Genomic DNA, 19,412 nt, shown 5'->3' on the forward strand with positions numbered 1-19,412 from the left:
GCCACCCGGTCTCAGCGCAGACCGAACGTCGCCAGGCGCAGGCCCTCTCCCTTCAGCACCAGGTAGACGTCGGTACGGCCCTTCGCCGCCCGTGAGAGGTCGGCGGTCACCGTCTCGTAGGCGTACGGCGACGAGCTGCCGGCGAAGGCCGCCGTACCGACGAGGGTGCCGGTCGGGGAGCCCAGCCGGACCTCGAGCGTGCCGGACGCGCCGGCCACCCGAGCCGTGAACGTCGAGGCGCCCGAGCCGAGTCGGGCGTCCCCGTACTTCAGCCACGCCCGGTCGGCCGTCACCCCCACCGCCGTACCGCGCTCCTTCGACTCGTCGACGAGACGCGTGCCGTCGTAGTCGTCGAAGTTCTCGGCGCGGGTCGTGCGGGAGAGGTCGCGGGCCGGGATCGTCTCGCCGGACACCTGCCAGGTCGTGCGTGTGCGGATGTCGGCGGAGGAGGAGCCGACGAGCACGTCGTAGGTGCCCTGTTCCACCACCCACCTGGAGCGGGTGACGTCCCAGTGCGCGAGGTCCTTCTTCGTCAGCTTCAGCCTGACCGTCTTCGTCTCGCCCGGCTTCAGCGTCACCCGCTGGAAGGCCTCCAGCTGCTTCAGGGGCTGCTTGTCACGGGAGACGCGCTGGTGGGCGTAGAGCTGGACGACCTCGTCGCCGGTGCGGCTGCCGGTGTTGGTGACCTTCACCTCGTAGCCGCTGTCGGTCTTGTGCGGCGAGCCGTAGCGGAAGGACGTGTAGGAGAGCCCGTGGCCGAAGGGATAGAGCGGGCTGCCCTTGAAGTACTGATAGGTGCGGTCGGACTTGATGATGTCGTAGTCGAGGATCGACGGGAGGTCCGACTCCGAGCGGTACCAGGTCTGGGTGAGGCGGCCCGACGGGTTGGCGTCGCCGTAGAGGAGGTCGGCGAGGGCGTTGCCGGTCTCCTGGCCCGCGTGAGAGGTCCACAGGACGGCCGGGACCTCCTTCTGGAGGGCGCCGAGGGTGGTCGGGTAGCTGTTCTCGACGATCACCACGACCCGGGGGTTGGCCGCTTTGACCGCCCTGACCAGGGCTTCCTGCGCCGGGGCCAGGCCCATGTCGGTGCGGTCGTGGGCCTCGCGGCCGTTGATCGACGGGTTGGAGCCGACCACGACCACCGCGTTGTCCTTGCCCTTGACCGCGGCCACGGCCTCGTCGACACCGCTGCGGACGACGTCCTTCGTGTAGTGCGCGGCGGCGTCCTTCGCGACCAGGCCGAGCGTGCCGTCCGCACCGGTCGGGCCGAGGTAGACGGGGTTGCCCCACCAGGGCTCCTCGGTCTCGTAGCCGGCGTAGCGCAGGAGGTAGGTGCCGTCCGTCTGCTCCTCCAGCTCGAACTGCTGCTGGACGTACCAACCGTTCGGCTGCACCTGGTCGTTGACGAAGTTCGCCCAGTTGTAGCCGACGTACTTGCCGTTGGCGGCGGAGCGCAGGGTGACGATGCCCGCGCCCCAGTCGAAGACGTCGAACTGGGCGCTCGCGTCCGAGGCCGACGTCTCCTTGAGCGGCTCGCCGTCCGCGTCCGTGCCCGCTGTGACGTAACGGCCCGTCTCCGTGTTCTTCAGCGCGATCCGGTCGACGCCCTCATGGGTCGTGACGGCGGTGCCGAGCTTGGCCGCGATGCCCTCGGCCGGGGTGACCGCGTACGGGAGCGTGCCCGAGTACCAGTCGGTGTAGAGGGTGTCGGCGAGCGGGCCGACGACGGCGACGTCCTTCGCGGACTTCTTCAGCGGCAGGGTGCCCGCCTGGTTCTTCAGCAGCACGGCACCTTCGGTGGCCGCCTTGCGCGCCAGCTTCTGGTGGGCGGGGCTGTTGATGACGGACTTGTCGATCGAGCCGTACTTGCCGCCGCCCGGGTCGAACTCGCCGAGCCGGACGCGCACGGACAGGATGTGCCCGGCCGCCTCCTCGACGTCCGACTCCTTCAACAGGCCTTGTTGCAAGGCGGATTTGATCGCTCCGGTCGTCACCGAGGAGTCCGCGTTGTTGTCGGTGAAGCTGTCGATGCCGGCCTTCATGGCCGCGGCGTCGCCCTCCGTCACGCTCGGGTAGTACTGCTGGTCGCCGGGGAGGTTGCCCGGGGCGAAGGCGTCGGTGACGTTCAGGAGGTCGTAGGAGGTCCACTTCCGTACGACGTCGTCCAGGTCCGGATTCACCGTCGCGGGGCGGCCGTTGACCAGGTTGTACGAGGACATGACCCCCGTCACCGCGTTCGCCTCGACGGCCGGTTTGAAGGCCGCCTCGTCGTACTCCTTCGCGACGCGCGGGCGCAGGTCGGAGGAGGTGGTCGTGCGGTGCCACTCGTTGTTGTTGGCGAGGTAGTGCTTGAGGGTGGGCGCGGTCTTCAGGTGGTCGGGGTCGCCACCGGTCAGGCCCTCGCCGTACGCCGTCGACAGCGCGCCGGTCAGCTCGGGGTCCTCGCTGTAGCCCTCCTCGTTGCGGCCCCAGCGCGGGTCGCGGAGCAGGTTCACCACGGGCGCCCAGAGGTTGAGGCCCCAGCCGGCCGGGCGTTCCTGCTGGAAGCCGCGTGCCTCGTCGCCGACCGCCGAGCCGACCTGTTCCATCAGGGCCGGGTCCCAGGTGGAGGCGAGCCCGACGGCCTGGGGGAAGACGGTGGTCTCGCCGAGCCAGGCGACGCCGTGCAGGGCCTCGGTGCCGGTGCGGAAGGCCTCGATGCCGAGGCGGGGGATGGCGGGCTGGTACTGGTGGAGAAGGGAGATCTTCTCGTCGAGGGTGAGCCGGTCCAGCAGGTCGTCGACGCGCCGGTCCACGGTGAGGGAGGGGTCGCGGAAGGGATACGGCGTATCGGCGTGGGAGGGAACAGTGGCGCCGAGCCCTGCGATCAGGGCCAGCGCCACCACGAGTGTGGATCTACGTCTCTTGCTGCCTTTCATGTCACGGCTCCTTCAAGTAGGGCCTTGCATTTACGGGCGTACAGGGGCATCTGTGGGGTTCAGGGGGCGTTCCTCGGCGCCGTGCTCGCGCGTTCCGTCATCCGGGGCGGCAGCAGCGTGGCCTCGGGCACCGTCTTGTGGTCGAGCTTCTTCATCAGCAGCTCCACGGCCCGGGTGCCGACCTCGGCGGAGGGCAGGGCGACCGAGGTGACGGGGACGCGGAGGTTCCCGGCGAGTTCGTCGGGGCAGATGGCGGTGACGGAGAGGTCGGCGGGGACGCGCAGGCCGAGCTGCTCGAAGGCGTCGATGAGGGGTTCGAGGATCGCCTCGTTGTGGACGACGACCCCGGTCAGCGCGGGCTGCTCGCGCAGCAGTTGCTCGGCGACCTCGCGGGCGGCGGCGGGCGAGGCCTCGCACGGGTGGACCGAGGAGGAGAGCCGGCCCCGGTCCGCGGCGGCGGTGAAACCCTGGACCACACGCTGGGCGAACGCGGTCTGGCGGACGTACACCTCCGGCGGCGAACCGACCAGCGCGACCACCCGGTGCCCGAGCCGCGCCAGATGCTCCACGCACGCCTCGCCGGCCGCCTTGAAGTCGAGGTCGATACAGGTCAGACCCTCCGCCTCGGCCGGGAACCCGATCATCACCGACGGGCGCTCCAGCGAGCGCAGCAACGGCAGCCGGGGGTCGTCGAGCTGGACGTCCATGACGATCATCGCGTCCACCAGTGCCGTGTCGGCGACCCGGCGCAGCCCGTCCTCGCCCTCCTCCTGCGTCAGCAACAGCACGTCATGGTCGTAGCGCCGTGCCGTCGTCACCACCGACACCGCGAACTGCATCACCACCGGGACGTGGATGCCGGTGCGTAAGGGCACCACCAGCGCCAGCACGTTCGATCGGCTGCTGGCCAGTGCCCGGGCGCCCGCGTGCGGCCGGTAGCCCAGTTCGCGGATGGACGCCTCGACGCGCTGCCGGGTCTCCTCGGAGATCGGGCGCTTGCCGCTGAGCGCGTAGGAGACGGTGCTGGGGGAGACGCCGGCGTGCCGGGCCACATCAGTGATCTTCACCATCAGCCCAGCTCCACCGTGAGAAACCCGGTCCCGGCCTGCGCCCGCCCGACCCGCTCCCCGGCCGCCAGCGCCCACGGCGCGGAGGGGTCGCCGCACGACGCCCGCAGCGTGTCCCCTTCGCGTACGACGGTGTAGGCCACGTCCCCGACCCGTACCGTCACCTGGGCGCCCCGCTCCAGGCCGTAGGCCCGCAGCGTCACCCCGTCGGCGTGGTCGTAGTCGGGCCGGTCGGCCACCGCGCCGACCGGGATCACCGCACCCGGCCGCACGAGCAGCGGCACGCTGAGGAAGTCGTGCCGCTCGCGGACCCAGCGCGGGCCGGTGACCGTCTGCCCGCTGACGAAGTGGGTCCAGGTGCCTTCGGGGACGTAGTACGAGACGTCGTCGGAGTCGCTGAACACCGGCGCCACCAGCAGATCGGGGCCGAGCATGTACTGCCGCTCCAGATGCGCGCACCCGGGGTCGTCCGGGAACTCCAGCACCATCGCCCGCATGACCGGTACGCCCTCGGTGTGGGCGGTGCGGGCGGCCTCGTACAGATACGGCATGAGCCGGAGCTTGAGCCGGGTGAAGTGCCGCAGCACGTCGACCGATTCCTCGTCGAAGAGCCACGGGACGCGATACGACGAGCTGCCGTGCAGCCGGCTGTGGGAGGACAGCAGCCCGAACGCCAGCCACCGCTTGAAGAGTTCGGGCGTCGGCGTGCCCTCGAAGCCGCCGATGTCATGGCTCCAGAACCCGAACCCGGAGAGCCCCAGCGAGAGTCCGCCGCGCAGTGACTCCGCCATCGACTCGTAGGTCGCCTCGCAGTCGCCGCCCCAGTGGACCGGGAACTTCTGGCTGCCCGCCGTCGCCGACCGGGCGAAGACGACGGCCTCCTCCTCGCCCCGGTGCTCGCGCAGCAAGTCGAAGACGGTGCGGTTGTAGAGGTACGTGTAGTAGTTGTGCATCCGCTCCGGGTCCGAGCCGTCGGACCACTCCACATCCAGCGGCACCCGCTCGCCGAAGTCGGTCTTGAAGCAGTCGACGCCCTGCGCCAGCAGCCCCGCCAGCTTGGACGCGTACCACTCGCGCGCCGCCGGGCTGGTGAAGTCCACGATCGCCATCCCCGGCTGCCAGAGGTCCCACTGCCAGATCCTGCCGTCCGGCCGCTTCAGCAGATGCCCGAGCGCCTTGCCCTCCGCGAAGAGAGGGGAGCGCTGGGCGATGTACGGGTTGATCCAGACACAGACCCGCAGCCCTCGCTCCTTGAGCCGCTTGAGCATGCCCTCGGGGTCCGGGAAGACCCGTGGGTCCCACTCGAAGTCGCACCAGTTGTGCTCGCGCATCCAGAAGCAGTCGAAGTGGAAGACGGACAGCGGGAGTTCGCGTTCCCGCATGCCCTCGATGAAGGAGGTCACCGTCTCCTCGTCGTAGGAGGTGGTGAAGGAGGTCGAGAGCCACAGGCCGAAGGACCAGACGGGCGGGAGGGCCGGGCGGCCGGTCAGGGCCGTGTACTTGCGGAGGATGTCCTTCGGGGTGGGGCCGTAGATGACGTAGTACGTCAACTCCTGGGTCTCCGCGCTGAACTGCACCCGGGAGACCGCCTCCGAGGCGACCTCGAAGGAGACCTTGCCCGGGTGGTCGACGAAGACGCCGTAGCCCGCGTCCGTCAGATAGAACGGGACGTTCTTGTAGGCCTGTTCGGTGGTCGTGCCGCCGTCGGCGTTCCAGATGTCGACGACCTGGCCGTTCTTGACCAGTGGGCCGAATCTCTCGCCGAGGCCGTAGACGCTGGTGCCGACCGTGAGGTTGAGCTGCTCGCGCAGGTAGTGGCCGCCGGCCGCGTCCCGCATGATGCCCATGCTCTTGTGGCCGCTGCTGGTCAGGACACGGCCGTGGGCGCGGAAGTCGAGGTGCCAGGGGCCCTCGGTGGCGAAGCGGACCGAGAGGTCGCCGGAGGTCAGGGTCGCGTGGTCGTCGTCGTACGAGATCTGTGCGGCGGGGTTGTCCGTGCTGAGCTCGAACTCGGGGCCGCTGGGCTGCTCGCCCTCGAAGTGGGTGAACGTCACGCCTACGACGTCCGGCATCGGCGTGTGGGCGTTGATCGTCATGACCGGTCCCGTCATCAGGTCGCCGCGGCTGCGGATGGGCCGGGAGGGTGCGTGGATCTCCAGGCCGGACTCGGTGGGGGTGACGTCGAGGACTTGCGCGGGGTGGTCCGCCGTGACGCCCTCGCGCAGCAGCCAGTAACCGTCGGTGAACTTCATGTGGGGGGTCCTTATTTGACGGCACCCACGGCGATGCCGCGGGTGAGGGTCCGCTGGAACAGAAGGAAGAAGACGATGGCCGGGAGGACGCCCAGGAGCGCTGCGGCGTTGGTCATCGTGGCGTCCATGAGGCGCTGGCCCTGGAGGACACCGAGGGCCACCGACACCGTCTGGTTGTCGTTGGAGATCAGCATCACCAGGGGGAGCAGGAACTCGTTCCAGGTCCAGATGAAGAAGAAGACCAGCAGCACGCCGATGGTGGGGCGGCTCACCGGGACGACGATCCGCCACAGGATCTGCCACTTGTCGGCGCCGTCGATCCTCGCGGCCTCGATGATCTCGCGGGGGAACTGGCCCAGGACGGAGGAGAGGAGATAGGTGCCGAACGCCGCCTGGATCACCGTGAACACGATGATCACGCTGAGCCTGGTGTCGTAGAGCCCGGCTTCCTTGCTCAGGTAGTAGATCGGGTAGACCAGCGCCTCCTGCGGCAGCATGTTCGCCAGGACGAAGAAGGCCAGCACCCAGGTGCGGCCCTTGATGCGGCCGATGCCGATCGCGTACGCGTTGAGGACGGACAGGATCACCGCGAAGATCGCGACTCCGCCGCTGATCAGCAGGGAGTTGAAGAGCTTCTGGCTGTAGTCGACGCGCTCCCAGAAATCCTTCAGACCGTCCAGATAGAGGCCGTCGGGGAGGCTCAGGGGGCCGTTCTGGGAGTACTCGGTGGGGGACTTGACCGCGTTGATCGCGACGATCAGGAAGGGCACGACCATGAAGAGGGCCGCGACGCACAGGGCGACGAGGACGGGGTAACGGCGTAGCGCGGTCCTCATGCTTTCCCCTCCGCGCGGGTCTGGAGCTTCAGGCCGATCAGGGACAGGGCCAGGATGATCACCGTGAGAACGGTGGAGATGGCGGCGCCGTAGCCGACCTGCGTCTTCTCGAAGAACGTGGTGAAGGAGAAGTAGGACGGGACGTTCGTGGCACCGCCCGGTCCGCCCTTCGTCAGGACGTACACCGCTCCGAAGACCTTCAGCGCGGCGATCGTGCACCAGGTCAGGACGACGTAGATCTCCGGGCGGATCTGGGGCAGCGTGATGTGCCAGAACCGGCGCCACCAGCCGGCGCCGTCCAGTTCGGCCGCCTCGTGCAGCTGCGGGTCCACGCGTTGCAGGCCCGCCATGAAGATGACGAGCGGGAAGCCGAGTTGGACCCAGACCATCACGCCCATGACGCTGTAGAGCGCGATGTCGGGGTCGCCGAGCCAGTCCTGCTGCCAGCTCGACAGTCCTATGGCCTTGAGCAGTTCGTTGAGGGAGCCGTCGGTGGGAGCCAGGATCCAGCTCCAGACGATGCCCGCGACCGCGATCGGCAGGACCTGGGGGAGGTAGAAGCAGGCCCGCAGTACCGCGACGATCCTCGACCCGAAGTGCTTGCCGATGTAGTCGAACAGCGCGGCGGCCAGGACCAGTCCGACCGCCGTGGGTACGGCCGCCATGGCGACGACCATGAACAGGCTGTGCCGGAACGACTCCCAGAACTCCGAGTCGTCCATCAGCTCGCGGTAGTTGGCGAGGCCGGTCCAGCTGGGGGAGCCCACGCCCTGCCAGTCGGTGAAGCTGACGCCCGTGTTCATCAGGAACGGGACGACGATGACGGCGAGGAAGGCGAGGACGCCGGGGAGGAGGAAGAGGGCGTAGGAGTCGCGCGGGCGGCGAGGGTGACCGGCGTGGGTCTCTTTGCCGGTCACCCTCTTCTCGACGGTCACCGTCATTGCTTCGGCGCGCCCTTGTCGTACGCCTCCTGCAAGGCGTCGAGATAGCCCTCCGGCTTCTCGCTGTTCGTGATCAGCTTCTGGGTCTCGGAGACGAGGACGTCGTAGTAGCCGGGGACCGGCCAGTCGGGGTAGAAGGCCAGGCCGTCACGTTGGGAGAGGACGTTGAAGTTGTCGATGAGCGCCTTCGACTTCGCGTCGGTGATGGCGCTCGCGTCGGCCGCGACCGGGACACCGCCCTTGTTGCCGAGCAGGTTCTGGATCTTCTTCGACATGGTGATGTCGATGAAGTCGTAGGCCAGCTTCTTGTTCTTGGCGCCCTTGGGGACGACCCAGAGGTTGCCGCCGGAGCCGAGGGTGAGGTTCGAGTCGGGCCACAGGAAGGTGCCCCAGTCGAACTTCGCCTCGTCGACGAAGCGGCCGTACCACCAGCTGCCGGAGAACAGGATCGGCGACTTGCCCTGGATGAAGGAGACGCCCGCGTCCTCGGCCTTGGCGCTGCTGGTGGTCTTGGCGATGTAGCCCTTCCTCACCCACTCCGCGAAGGTGTCGGCGGCGTAGCTCCAGGCGGTGTCGTGGAAGTCGGTCCTGCCCTTGTAGAGCTCGTACGAGTCGACCCAGGAGCGGTCGGCCTTCGACAGGGCGAGCTGGTAGAGGTACTGCTGGGCGATGTACTCGGCGCCGGCGTTGGCGAGCGGGGTGACCTTGTTCTGGACGAACTTGTCCATCGCGGCGGTCAGTTCGTCGAACGTCTTCGGTTCGGCGATGCCGTACTTCGCGAAGAGGTCCTTGTTGTAGAAGACCATCGTGTACTCGGCGTAGTTGGGGACGCCGTACCACTTGCCGGAGCCCATCACGCCGTTGGTGTCGTACACGCTGGTGGTGCGGACGCTCGCGCTGAGCTTCTTGTCCCAGCCGCGGGTGGTCGCCTCTTGGGTGAGATCGGTGAGGAGCCCCTGCTTGGACAGGAGGCCCGCCGTCGCGTTGCCCTTGTTGTACTCCATGACATCGGGTGCGTCGGAGGAGTTGAGGACCATCGGGGCGGTCTTCTGGATCTGTTCGAAGCCCTTCGCCTCGAACTCCACCTTCACGCCCGGGTGCTTGGCCTTGAACTCCTTGATCGCCTCGTCCCAGGCCTGCCCCATCGCGCTGTTGGGGGCCTCGTAGTGCCACAGTTTGAGCGTCTTGCCGTCCTCGGAGGACCCATTGTCCGAGTCTCCGCAGGAGGCCAGGAGCAGTGACCCGGTCAGGGCCACCGCCGTCGCCATCACACGCCTTCGTGCCGTCAACATCCCGTGCCTCCAGGGAAGTCGGAGCCGGATGGTTCTCGGGGCGGCGTCACACGGTTCGGATCGACAGGGGTTGTCGAATCGATTCGATGCGTGACGTCGAAGCGCTTCGACGGGCGAAGGTATGTGCGAGCTGTGAGGGCGTCAATGGGGTGCGCGCGAATTGGGGCGAGGGTTCGACGGGTCGATCAAGCCGCGTGGTGGTGGACGCCGGGGTGTTTCGCCCCCGCCGCCCCTACCCGTCCCATCCCTGGGGGCTGCCGCCCCCAGACCCCCGCTGTCGGCCCTGAACGGGGGTCCAGGGGGCAGCGCCCCTGGGGATGGGAACGGGTAAGGGCGGCGGGGGCGAAACCAGCCCGTTGCTCAGCGACGTACCGCCCGTCCCAGCGTGATCAGCAGGGCCGCCGCGGCCGCAGCCACCGGTACGCCGAAGCCCGCCGTCGCCGAGACGTGTTCGGCCATCCAGCCGCCGAGCGCACTGCCCCCGGCGATCCCGCCGAGCAGGCCGGTCACCGCGAGGGTCATGCCCTCGTTGAGGCGGCCCTCGGGGGTGCGTTCCTGGACGAGTGTCAGCCCCGTGACCATCGTCGGCGCCGTCGCCATCCCGGCGATCAGCAGTGCGGCCGCGAGGACGAGCAGGGAGCCGGTCAGGGACGCGGCGAGCAGCGGCAGGGTCATCAGTGCGGTCATCGCGGCCACGCACCACGGGTAGCGGTCCTCGGCCGGACCGGACGGCTTCCACGCGCCGTACAGCAGACCGGCCGCGCAGGAACCGGCCGCCTGGAGAGCCAGGACGACACCGGCCGCCGAGGGGTGCCCCTGGACGTCCGCGAACGCGATGGTGACGACCTCCATGGACCCGAACACCGCGCCCATCGCGAGGCAGACGACGAGGAGCGGAGGGATACCGGGGGCGCGGAGCGGTGCCTTGGTCCTCTGGAGCGCCCCGGCCGGCGGGGGCTCCGTCGACCGCTGTGCCGCGAACACCAGGATCCCGGTCACCAGCAGGGCCACCCCGACGAGCGTCCCCGCCTCCGGGAAGAACGAACCGCACAGCAGGACCGCCAGCACCGGGCCCAGCATGAAGCACAGTTCGTCCGCGGCCTGTTCGAAGGAGTTCGCGGTGTGCAGGGCCTTGTCGTCGCCCCTGAGCAGATGGGCCCAGCGGGCCCGGGACATGCCGCCGGTGTTGGGGGTGGTGGCGGTGGCGGCGTACGCGGCGAACAACGTCCAGTCCGGGGCGCCCCGGTGGACGCACAGCACCAGGGCGAGCGAGCCCAGCGCCGCGAGCAGCGTGGCCGGTACGGCGACCCGGGCCTGCCCGTACCGATCGACGAGCCGTGCCGTCCAGGGCGCGACCAGCGCGGTCGCCGCCAGGCCGGTCGCGGTGACGGCGCCGGCGAGGGCGTACGAGTCCCGCGCGGCGACGATCATGATGACCGCGCTCACGCTGAACATGCCCATGGGCAGGCGGGCGAGGAGGTTTCCGACGGTGAAGGCGCGGGTGCCGGGGTGGGTGAAGAGACGGCGGTAGGGGCCGGGTTCCCGGTGACGGGTCCGGGGGGTGAAGTCGACGGCGACGAGCGTGTCCGCGGTCGTCGTGAACATGGGGTGCGGCATGCGTCCACCGTCGCCCGGGAGCGATCAAGGGGTCCAACACCTGATCGGTGGGCATTCAGGCATCCCGGTTGTGAATCCGCCGGAATTCCTGGTGCCGATCCAGGCACCTCCGTTGTAGCTTCGCCGGATGCCCGCCCTGCCCCACCTCGACGCCCGCCTTCTGCGCGCCTTCCTCGCCGTCGCCGAGGAACTGCACTTCACCCGTGCCGCGGCCCGGCTCTACGTCGCTCAGCAGGCGCTCAGCCGGGACGTACGGCGGCTGGAGCGGGAGCTGGGCGCCGAGCTCTTCGTGCGGACCACCCGGCAGGTGACGCTGACCGCCGACGGGGAGCGGCTGGTGCCGCACGCCCGCCGGGTGCTGGACGCGCAGGACGCGCTGCTCGCCGCCTTCGGACCGGTCCGGCCACTGCTGGTCGACATCAACTCACCGGGCCTGGGCACCGGCAACCGGGTGCTGCACCGGGCCCGTGAACTCGCTCCCGACATCGAGCTGATGGCCCGCTACGAGAGCGGTCTGACCGGTGCGGCGGCCGAGGTGCTCGCGGGCCGCCTCGACGCCTCCTTCGGCCGGTACGCGGGGCTGGCTCCGGCGTTGCGGGCGGGCCTCGACCACCAGATCGTCCGCTTCGAGCCCATGGCGGTCGTGCTGCCCGAGGACCACCGGCTGGCGGCCTCGGCGGAGGTGCCGCTGGCCGAGCTCGCGGGGGAGGAGGTGTACGCGGGGGCCGGAAATCCCCGTACGCCGGAATGGACCGATCTCGCGCGTCGGCTGTTCGACGGACGGGGGATCGAGGTCGCCTCGCCCGCGCCGCTCGCGGTCGGTCACGAGGAGTTCCGGCGTGTCATGGCCAGAACACGCAACCCGGTCCTCGCGGTAGTGGACTTTCCGGCCATGCCGAACGCCGTGCTGCGTCCGCTCGTCGACCCGGTGCCGCTGTCACCCGTGTCACTGGTGTGGCGCAAGGGGCTGGTGCACCCCGGAATCGACGCGCTGCGTCGGGCGGCGGCCGAACTTTCGGCGGCTGAAAAATGGCTTCACCGGCCTGCCGGGGCATGGATTCCGGCCATTGACATGAAGATCATCAATGTCCACAACTGACACACGGCAAACACATCAGCCCCCGGTGCGCTACATTCGTGGCCTGAGCACGCTGTGGTAAAGGGGGCGCTCGGGCCGGGTGGGGGCTCGGTTCGGTCGACGAGTGCTCGGCGTCGTATGCGCACCCAGAACTGTCCCGTGGGGGGATGTGCGTGCGCGAGAATTGGCGAGAAGACGCCCAACCGGAATGGCCCTCAGTGGCCGCCGGGACCAGGGGGTTCCCCGCGCCGGGGAACGGCACCCAGGCTTTTCCGGAGACAAGAGGAGCGGATGTCCTCGCGTCTGCGGACCAGACCGAGGTGCTTCCCAGGGTGAGCCCCGAGGGGGCGGCCTTCGTCGACCCGTGGAGCAACACCCACGACCCGCACGAGGTGACCGTCCAGCTGGACGCGGTCGCCCTGCGGGCCGACAACCGCCTGGTCGGCCAGGCCGGCGGCGACACCGCGGAGGGCTCCGACGGCCCGGTCTTCGTCGACGAGTCGGGCCGCAGAAGCCGCAGATACCGCCGTATCGGCATCTTCGTCGGCCTCGCCTGCGCGATCTACGCCGTGGTCATCGTCACGACCCTGCTGTCCGGCAACTCCAACGCCCCCTGGCTGCCCGTGCCGGGCCAGGGCGAGGGCAAGGAGGCCGGCCAGGTCGACAACTCCCCGCTGCCCGGGGAGACGGTCCTGCCCACCGACGGCGGCAGTCTCTCGCCCGGCGCCTCACCGTCCCCGAGCGACACCACGACAGCGTCGCCGAGCGCCGGCGCCACCGCGCCCGGCGCCACCGCGACCGCCCAGGACCCGGGCACCACGGCGGACCCGGAGCCGACGGCGACGAAGACCACCTCGGGCACCGGCAGCAACCCCACCTCGAACCCCGAACCGACCGACCCGGCGACGAGCAGTCCGCCCGAGCCGACGCCCACCGAGGAGCCCACGCCCGACCCGACGGAGACACCGGTCGGCGACAACGGGGGCACCGGCACCGACACGGTGGCCGACAGCGCGAACGGACCCGCGCCCCTCAGCTCCACGACACCGCCCCCGGAGAGCACCGTCTGATGGCAACCCGCACCCGCCGTCCCGGGGCCGCGTCCCGAGCCCGCGACGGCTCTCGGCGCCGCCTGCCCATGCGCCTGCTGCTGCCTTGCCTGATCCTCGTCGCCATGATGGCGATGCTGATGCTGCGCGGCTACGTACACAGCGAGATCCTCGCCGACCACCGCGTCCAGGCCCCCGCCGCCTCCGACAAGGTCCCCGAGGAGATCCTCGAGGGCGGGCCGGTCATCGACACCCGCAGCGGCCGCACCCAGAGCCTGAGCCTCAAGGACCACCACCTCGTCCTCACCTTCGACGACGGCCCGGACCCGGAGTGGACCCCGAAGGTCCTGGACGTGCTGAAGGAGCACGACGCCCACGCGGTCTTCTTCGTCACCGGCACCATGGCCTCGCGCCATCCGGACCTGGTGCGGCGCATGGTCGAAGAGGGCCACGAGGTCGGCCTGCACACCTTCAACCACCCCGACCTGTCCTACCAGTCGAAGAAGCGGGTCGACTGGGAGCTGTCCCAGAACCAGCTCGCGATCACCGGCGCCGCCGGCATCCGCACCTCGCTCTTCCGCCCGCCGTACTCCTCCTTCGCCGACGCCATGGACAACAAGTCCTGGCCGGTCACCGAGTACATCGGCACCCGCGGCTACATCACCATCGTCAACAACACCGACAGCGAGGACTGGCGCAAGCCCGGCGTCGAGGAGATCATCCGCAACGCCACGCCCAAGGGCGGCAAGGGCGCGATCGTCCTGATGCACGACTCCGGCGGCGACCGCCACCAGACCGTGCAGGCGCTCGACCGGCTGCTGCCCCAGCTGAAGGACGACGGCTACGAGTTCGACAGCCTCACCGAGGCCCTCGGCGCCCCCAGCGCGCACACCCAGGTCACCGGAGCCGAGCTGTGGAAGGGCAAGGCGTGGGTCTTCCTGGTCGGCGCCTCCGACAACATCACCGCCGTACTGGTGGTCGCCCTCGCGATCATCGGCTTCCTCGTCATCAGCCGCTTCGTCCTGATGCTCCTCCTGTCCGGCGTCCACGCCCGCCGGGTGCGGCGCCGCGGCTTCCGCTGGGGGAACCCGGTCTTCGAACCGGTGTCGGTGCTGGTGCCGGCGTACAACGAGGCCAAGTGCATCGAGAACACCGTCCGTTCCCTGATGGCGAGCGAACACCCCATCGAGGTCATCGTCATCGACGACGGCTCCAGTGACGGCACCGCGCGGATCGTGGAGGCGATGGGCCTGCCGAACGTGCGGGTGGTCCGCCAGCTGAACGCGGGCAAGCCCGCCGCGCTCAACCGAGGTCTGGCCAACGCCCGTTACGACATCATCGTGATGATGGACGGCGACACCGTCTTCGAGCCGTCCACCGTCCGCGAACTGGTCCAGCCCTTCGGCGACCCGCGCGTCGGAGCCGTGGCAGGCAACGCCAAGGTCGGCAACCGGGACTCGCTCATCGGCGCCTGGCAGCACATCGAGTACGTGATGGGCTTCAACCTGGACCGCCGTATGTACGACATCCTGCGCTGCATGCCGACCATCCCGGGCGCCGTCGGGGCCTTCCGGAGGTCGGCTCTGGAGCGGGTCGGCGGCATGAGCGACGACACGCTGGCCGAGGACACCGACATCACCATGGCGATGCACCGCGACGGCTGGCGGGTCGTCTACGCCGAGAAGGCGCGGGCCTGGACCGAGGCGCCGGAGACCGTCCAGCAGCTGTGGTCGCAGCGCTACCGCTGGTCGTACGGCACCATGCAGGCGATCTGGAAGCACCGCAGGGCGCTGGTGGAACGGGGACCGTCGGGCCGCTTCGGCCGGGTCGGCCTGCCGCTGGTCTCGCTCTTCATGGTCCTGGCGCCGCTGCTGGCCCCGCTGATCGACGTGTTCCTGATCTACGGCCTGGTCTTCGGCCCCACGCAGAAGACGGTCGTGGCCTGGCTGGGCGTCCTGGCGATCCAGCTGGTCTGCGCGGCCTACGCCTTCCGCCTCGACCGCGAACGCATGACCCACCTCATCTCGCTGCCGCTCCAGCAGATCCTGTACCGCCAGCTCATGTACGTCGTCCTCCTCCAGTCCTGGATCACCGCCCTGACCGGCGGCCGGCTGCGCTGGCAGAAGCTGCGGCGCACCGGTGTCGTCGAGGCACCCGGCGGCGCGGTACCGCGTCAGCGGACGGGCAGCGGGAGCGACCGGAAGCCGGTGGGATGACCCAGGGAGCCAGTGGGATGACCCACGGACACACACAGTCGTACGACGTACCCGCCACGCCCGCGCCGGCGGTGCCCGCACCTGCCGCGGCCGCCCCGAAGAAGCCGGGCCGCGACCGCTACCTGGATCTGCTGCGCTCGATCGCCCTGGTCCGCGTGGTCGCCTACCACCTGTTCGGCTGGGCCTGGCTGACGGTCCTGTTCCCCTCCATGGGCGTGATGTTCGCGCTCGCGGGCTCGCTGATGGCGCGCTCGCTGAAGCGTCCGGCGTGGGGAGTGATCCGGGGCCGGATCAGGAGGCTGCTCCCGCCGCTGTGGGCGTTCAGCGCGGTGGTGCTGGTGCTGCTGTTCGCGGGCGGCTGGGACCTGTCGAAGGATCCGGACCACGGCGGGGCCTGGGGCCTGGTCGAGATGGTCAACTACGTCATCCCGTTCGGCGCCCCGCCCTTCCCGTGGAGCATCGGCTCCGAGTCCGGGCTGCTGGAGAACACCTGGGCCGTACAGGCGGCGGGACCGCTCTGGTATCTGCGGGCCTACCTCTGGTTCGTCGTCGCCTCCCCCCTCCTGCTGTGGGCGTTCCGCCGGGCGCCGTGGCCCACCCTGCTCGCCCCGCTGGGGCTGACGGCAGTCGTGGGCACGGGGCTTGTCTCCATCCCGGGCGAGACCGGCAACGCGGTCACCGACTTCGCGGTCTACGGCGGCTGCTGGGTCCTGGGCTTCGCCCATCACGAGGGTCTGCTGGCCAAGGTCCCGCGCTATCTCGCGGTCTCCTGCGCGGTGCTGCTGATGGCGTTCGGTCTGTGGTGGGCGTCGGGTCATCTGGGCCCCGACGGCTGGGACCTCAACGACATCCCGCTGGCCCAGGCGACCTGGTCCTTCGGTTTCGTGGTGATCCTGCTCCAGTACTCCCCGTCCTGGCAGGAACTGCCGGGCCGGCTGGCGAAGTGGGACAAGCTGGTCACGCTCTCCAACAACCGCGCGGTCACGATCTACCTCTGGCACAACATGCTGATCATGGCCACGGTCCCGATCCTCGACCGGCTCTACGAGCTGCCGTTCATGCAGGGCGACCGTGCGGTGTCCGCGCTGGACTCGACGTACATGATCTGGATGTTCTTCCTGGTCTGGCCGTTGATAGCGCTGGCGATCCTCGGTGTGGGCTGGATCGAGGACCTCGCGGCCCAGCGGAAGCCGCGGTTGTGGCCGAACGGGGCGAAGAAGCGGGCACGGGCGGGGCACCGGGCCTGACCCGGGCGCGCCCTGCCACGCCGGTCCGGGGGCTCAGCGGCGCTTGAGCCACATGGCCGCTGCGACCAGCAGGGCGATCGGGGCGATGGCGAAGATCGCGACGGCGGTGGCGGTGGCGGGGTCCATGGTGCTGAACATGTCGGTCTCCTTCAGGGCTTGCGGTAGCTGAGCAGGTCGCCCGGCTGGCACTGCAGGACTTCGCAGATGCGGGTGAGGGTGGTGAAGCGGATCGCCTTGGCGCGGCCGTTCTTGAGAACCGAGAGGTTGACGTTGGTGACGCCCACGCGCTGGGCGAGTTCGGTGACGGTCATGCCGCGATCGCTGAGGAGCCTGTCGAGGTGGACCTCGATGTGGTGGTCCTCGTGGTCGTCGTCCGTGCCGGCCATCAGACGACTCCTTCGAGGTCCTCGCGCATGGCCGTGCCCGCGCGGGTGATACGGGCGAAGGTCAGCAGGCCGAGGCCGGTCAGCACGGCGAGGTAGGGGAAGTCCCACATCTGCAGCCAGGAGCCGACCGAGAAGTCCGCTTCCTTGGACAGTTCCGCGAGCACGGCCGCCTGGGTGTTCGCCTGGACGAGTTCGACGACCAGGCTTCCGGCGAGCAGCCACCAGCCGAGCAGGCGGAGCCGGGATGCCGTCAGGGTCGTGTGGATGCCGTCGCGTCCCGCTCCCTGGAGGAGCCGGTGCAACAGGAACAGACTGCTGATCAGCAGCAGGGTCGAGGCTGTCGTGCCCAGTTCGTCCAGGAGGCGCAGGCCGGCGTCGGGGTTCTCGGCGCAGTAGTAGGGGACCGAGGCGATCTGCGCCCCGGGCTCGGGCGCGAAGCCGCCGGGGGCGACCGAGCTGGTGGTGGACTCGTCGGTGATGCAGACGCTGTCGCTGCCCCAGCTGCCGCGGACCACGGAGAGGATGAGCCCCGCCGTCGCGAGGCCGACCAGGAGGCGCAGCGCTATGGACACGACCGTGGCCATGGGCTCGAGCATCTTGCGGTCCTCGGTCACTTCAGTCATGGCTCCCCCGCTTGTTTATCGTTTATCGATGTTATCGAGAAACGATAAGGGTGAGGGATGCGGGAAGCAAGCCCTGTCTGTTTTATGTCAGTTGCCCAGCTTGCTCGCGTCCAGGGCCTTCGCCGGTGCCCGCACGTCCAAAGGCTTGTCGAAGCCGCTGTAGGTCGTGGTGGTGCGGTAGTCGGTGCCCTTGTAGACGACCTTGAGGATGTACGGCTCGCCCTCGGTGGCGACGTAGAAGGTGTACGCGCCTTCCTTGACCGACTTGTCGGTCACCCGCAGTGCGATCGCCGGGGTGCCGCCGACCTCGGCCGGGTCGCCCTTCTTCGCCGTGCCGAAGGAGCTGAAGTCCCGGGGGCAGGCGGAGAGGCCGTCTCCTGGCTGGGCGCTGCTCGCGGGGGTCTTGATCCAGATGTTCTGGGCACCGGCCATGGGCTTGCCCGACCAGTTCTCGATATAGGCGCGGTTGGGGCGGACGTAGTCCGTCTCGGCGATACGGATCTGTTCGAGGACGGCGCCGGTGGCGCCCCAGGTCACCTTGGACGTGCACTTGCTGTCGAGGTCGGTCGTCAGTCGGCTGGAGAAGCCGGAGGAACTGCCGACCTTGGTGGTGTCCGCATCGATGGTCACGGACTTCAGCTCGCCCATCGCCTTGTTCGCGTCGTCGAGCAACTCCTGGGCGGAGACCTCCTTCTGTGGGTCTCCGTCCTCCGCGCAGCCGCTCAGGGCGGAACCCGTCAGCAGACAGGTCAGCGCAGCTGCCGCAGCGGTCGATCTCGTTCGCACAGGCCCCCCTGGTTACGGTCCTGGTCCGGAGTCTGTCAGGTGCGCCAAGATCGCGTAAACCGGGGGGAGAGCGGTTTCCGAGGGGCGTACGGGCGTGCGAGACTGCGTCGGTTGCGGAAGTGAACGGGGTGGCCCGGTGGGGAGCGGACGGCTATGAGCAAGCGGCAAGTGCAGAAGATGCTCCGGTTGATGGCGAGCGGGGAGCCCGTGGAGCTCACCAGCGCCATGGCCTCCGTGAAGAAGCTCGGCCGGCTCGCCTTCATCGCCCAGCAGTTCGGGTACGAGTACGCCGACGTACGGCAGAGCTCCGGACGCAACGGCGCGCTCGTCATGCTGCTCGTCCCGGACCCCGGCCCGCAGGCCCGTACCCGTGCCGCCCAGAACTGGGCCCAGTATCCGAACGCGAGCGACGGGGTCTCCGTGCCGCCGCTCGTGCCGGACGCCTTCGAACTGCTCAAGGCCCGCATCAACTTCGACCTCACCGGTAAGAACGCCGAGAAGCGCATGGGGTACGGCGCCCTCGGCGTCACCATCGGATGCGTGATCCTCGCGTTCCGGCTCGGCGGGGGCCCCGGCGACTTCATCGCGGCGGCCGTCACCTGGGTCGTCTTCATGGCGATCTTCGGGATCGGCCTCCTCGTCACCCGCAGGCGCAACGCCAAGTTCGCGGCCCGGCTGCACGCCGCCGGGTTCATGCCCGTCAGTGACGAGAGCGGGCGGGTGCGGTATCTGCCGCCGGGGGCGCAGTACCCCGGGCAGCAGGCCAACCCCTTCGCCGCCGGCCAGTACGCCGCCGGCCCGTACGGCAACGCTCCGGCGGCACCGCCCGCCCCGGGGTACGGCCAGCAGCCGTACCCCCAGCAGCAGCCGCAGGCGTACCCGCAGCAGCAGCCGCAGCCCTACGGCGCGCAGCCCGCGGCCGCCCCCTACCCGCCCCAGCAGCCGTACCCCCAGCAGCCCCCGGCCCCCGGCCCGTACGCCGCCCAGCCGCCGTACCCCCAGCAGCAGCAGCCGTACCTGCCGCAGCAGCCCTACCCCCAGCAGAACCCGAACTGGCAGTCCCCTCAGCACTGACCTCCGGGGCAAGGCTTCCGCGACCGGTGA

The 19,412-nt window shown here is 69.6% G+C and carries 15 protein-coding genes; 5 read left to right on the top strand and 10 right to left on the bottom strand.

What is annotated here, in order from left to right; genetic code table 11:
* Window positions 1–11: 11 nt before the first annotated feature.
* The 7 genes from ACWD3I_RS00265 to ACWD3I_RS00295 form a co-directional block, all read right to left on the bottom strand.
* Window positions 12–2,918, bottom strand: a complete 2,907-nt coding sequence (locus ACWD3I_RS00265; RefSeq protein ID WP_365401935.1) for a glycoside hydrolase family 3 protein — start codon at window positions 2,916–2,918, stop codon at window positions 12–14.
* Between the two features lie 59 nt (window positions 2,919–2,977).
* The gene (locus tag ACWD3I_RS00270) at window positions 2,978–3,988 is read right to left on the bottom strand and encodes a LacI family DNA-binding transcriptional regulator (protein WP_365401932.1); all 1,011 of its coding nucleotides are present in this window, start codon (window positions 3,986–3,988) and stop codon (window positions 2,978–2,980) included.
* The gene (yicI, locus tag ACWD3I_RS00275; protein ID WP_365401929.1) at window positions 3,988–6,237 is read right to left on the bottom strand and encodes an alpha-xylosidase; all 2,250 of its coding nucleotides are present in this window, start codon (window positions 6,235–6,237) and stop codon (window positions 3,988–3,990) included. The genes ACWD3I_RS00270 and yicI overlap by 1 nt, the downstream gene beginning before the upstream one ends.
* Before the next feature lie 11 nt (window positions 6,238–6,248).
* Window positions 6,249–7,073 (bottom strand): carbohydrate ABC transporter permease, encoded by an 825-nt coding sequence (locus tag ACWD3I_RS00280; RefSeq protein ID WP_365401926.1) that lies wholly within the window; start codon window positions 7,071–7,073, stop codon window positions 6,249–6,251.
* A complete protein-coding gene (locus tag ACWD3I_RS00285) occupies window positions 7,070–8,014 on the bottom strand; it encodes a carbohydrate ABC transporter permease (RefSeq protein ID WP_365401922.1) in 945 nt (314 codons plus the stop codon). The genes ACWD3I_RS00280 and ACWD3I_RS00285 overlap by 4 nt, the downstream gene beginning before the upstream one ends.
* Window positions 8,011–9,282, bottom strand: coding sequence for an ABC transporter substrate-binding protein (locus tag ACWD3I_RS00290; protein ID WP_365401919.1), 1,272 nt, complete (start codon window positions 9,280–9,282; stop codon window positions 8,011–8,013). The genes ACWD3I_RS00285 and ACWD3I_RS00290 overlap by 4 nt, the downstream gene beginning before the upstream one ends.
* A gap of 384 nt (window positions 9,283–9,666) precedes the next feature.
* Window positions 9,667–10,923 (bottom strand): MFS transporter, encoded by a 1,257-nt coding sequence (locus ACWD3I_RS00295; RefSeq protein WP_365406626.1) that lies wholly within the window; start codon window positions 10,921–10,923, stop codon window positions 9,667–9,669.
* Window positions 10,924–11,050: 127 nt separating this feature from the next.
* Here ACWD3I_RS00295 and ACWD3I_RS00300 point away from each other — a divergent pair, with 127 nt between their 5' ends.
* The 4 genes from ACWD3I_RS00300 to ACWD3I_RS00315 all read left to right on the top strand — a co-directional run bounded on the left by ACWD3I_RS00300 (window position 11,051) and on the right by ACWD3I_RS00315 (window position 16,513).
* A complete protein-coding gene (locus ACWD3I_RS00300; RefSeq protein ID WP_365406629.1) occupies window positions 11,051–12,022 on the top strand; it encodes a LysR family transcriptional regulator in 972 nt (323 codons plus the stop codon).
* 311 nt (window positions 12,023–12,333) lie between these two features.
* Window positions 12,334–13,071 (top strand): hypothetical protein, encoded by a 738-nt coding sequence (locus tag ACWD3I_RS00305; RefSeq protein WP_365406632.1) that lies wholly within the window; start codon window positions 12,334–12,336, stop codon window positions 13,069–13,071.
* Window positions 13,071–15,266 (top strand): glycosyltransferase, encoded by a 2,196-nt coding sequence (locus ACWD3I_RS00310; protein ID WP_365406635.1) that lies wholly within the window; start codon window positions 13,071–13,073, stop codon window positions 15,264–15,266. The genes ACWD3I_RS00305 and ACWD3I_RS00310 overlap by 1 nt, the downstream gene beginning before the upstream one ends.
* A 17-nt stretch (window positions 15,267–15,283) precedes the next feature.
* Window positions 15,284–16,513 (top strand): acyltransferase family protein, encoded by a 1,230-nt coding sequence (locus tag ACWD3I_RS00315; protein WP_365406637.1) that lies wholly within the window; start codon window positions 15,284–15,286, stop codon window positions 16,511–16,513.
* Between the two features lie 149 nt (window positions 16,514–16,662).
* On the opposite strand, the gene ACWD3I_RS00320 is transcribed toward ACWD3I_RS00315, so the two are convergent.
* From ACWD3I_RS00320 to ACWD3I_RS00330, 3 genes are all read right to left on the bottom strand, one after another.
* Complete coding sequence (locus ACWD3I_RS00320; protein WP_365406639.1) at window positions 16,663–16,899, bottom strand: helix-turn-helix domain-containing protein; 237 nt, start codon at window positions 16,897–16,899, stop codon at window positions 16,663–16,665.
* A complete protein-coding gene (locus tag ACWD3I_RS00325) occupies window positions 16,899–17,522 on the bottom strand; it encodes a hypothetical protein (protein WP_365406642.1) in 624 nt (207 codons plus the stop codon). Before ACWD3I_RS00325 ends, ACWD3I_RS00320 begins: the two co-directional genes overlap by 1 nt.
* An 87-nt stretch (window positions 17,523–17,609) precedes the next feature.
* Complete coding sequence (locus ACWD3I_RS00330; RefSeq protein WP_365406645.1) at window positions 17,610–18,308, bottom strand: hypothetical protein; 699 nt, start codon at window positions 18,306–18,308, stop codon at window positions 17,610–17,612.
* Window positions 18,309–18,461: 153 nt separating this feature from the next.
* On the opposite strand from ACWD3I_RS00330, the gene ACWD3I_RS00335 reads away from it, so the two are divergent.
* A complete protein-coding gene (locus ACWD3I_RS00335) occupies window positions 18,462–19,382 on the top strand; it encodes a hypothetical protein (protein ID WP_365406648.1) in 921 nt (306 codons plus the stop codon).
* Window positions 19,383–19,412 lie beyond the last annotated feature (30 nt).

This window comes from Streptomyces sp. NPDC002817 (genome assembly GCF_053592055.1).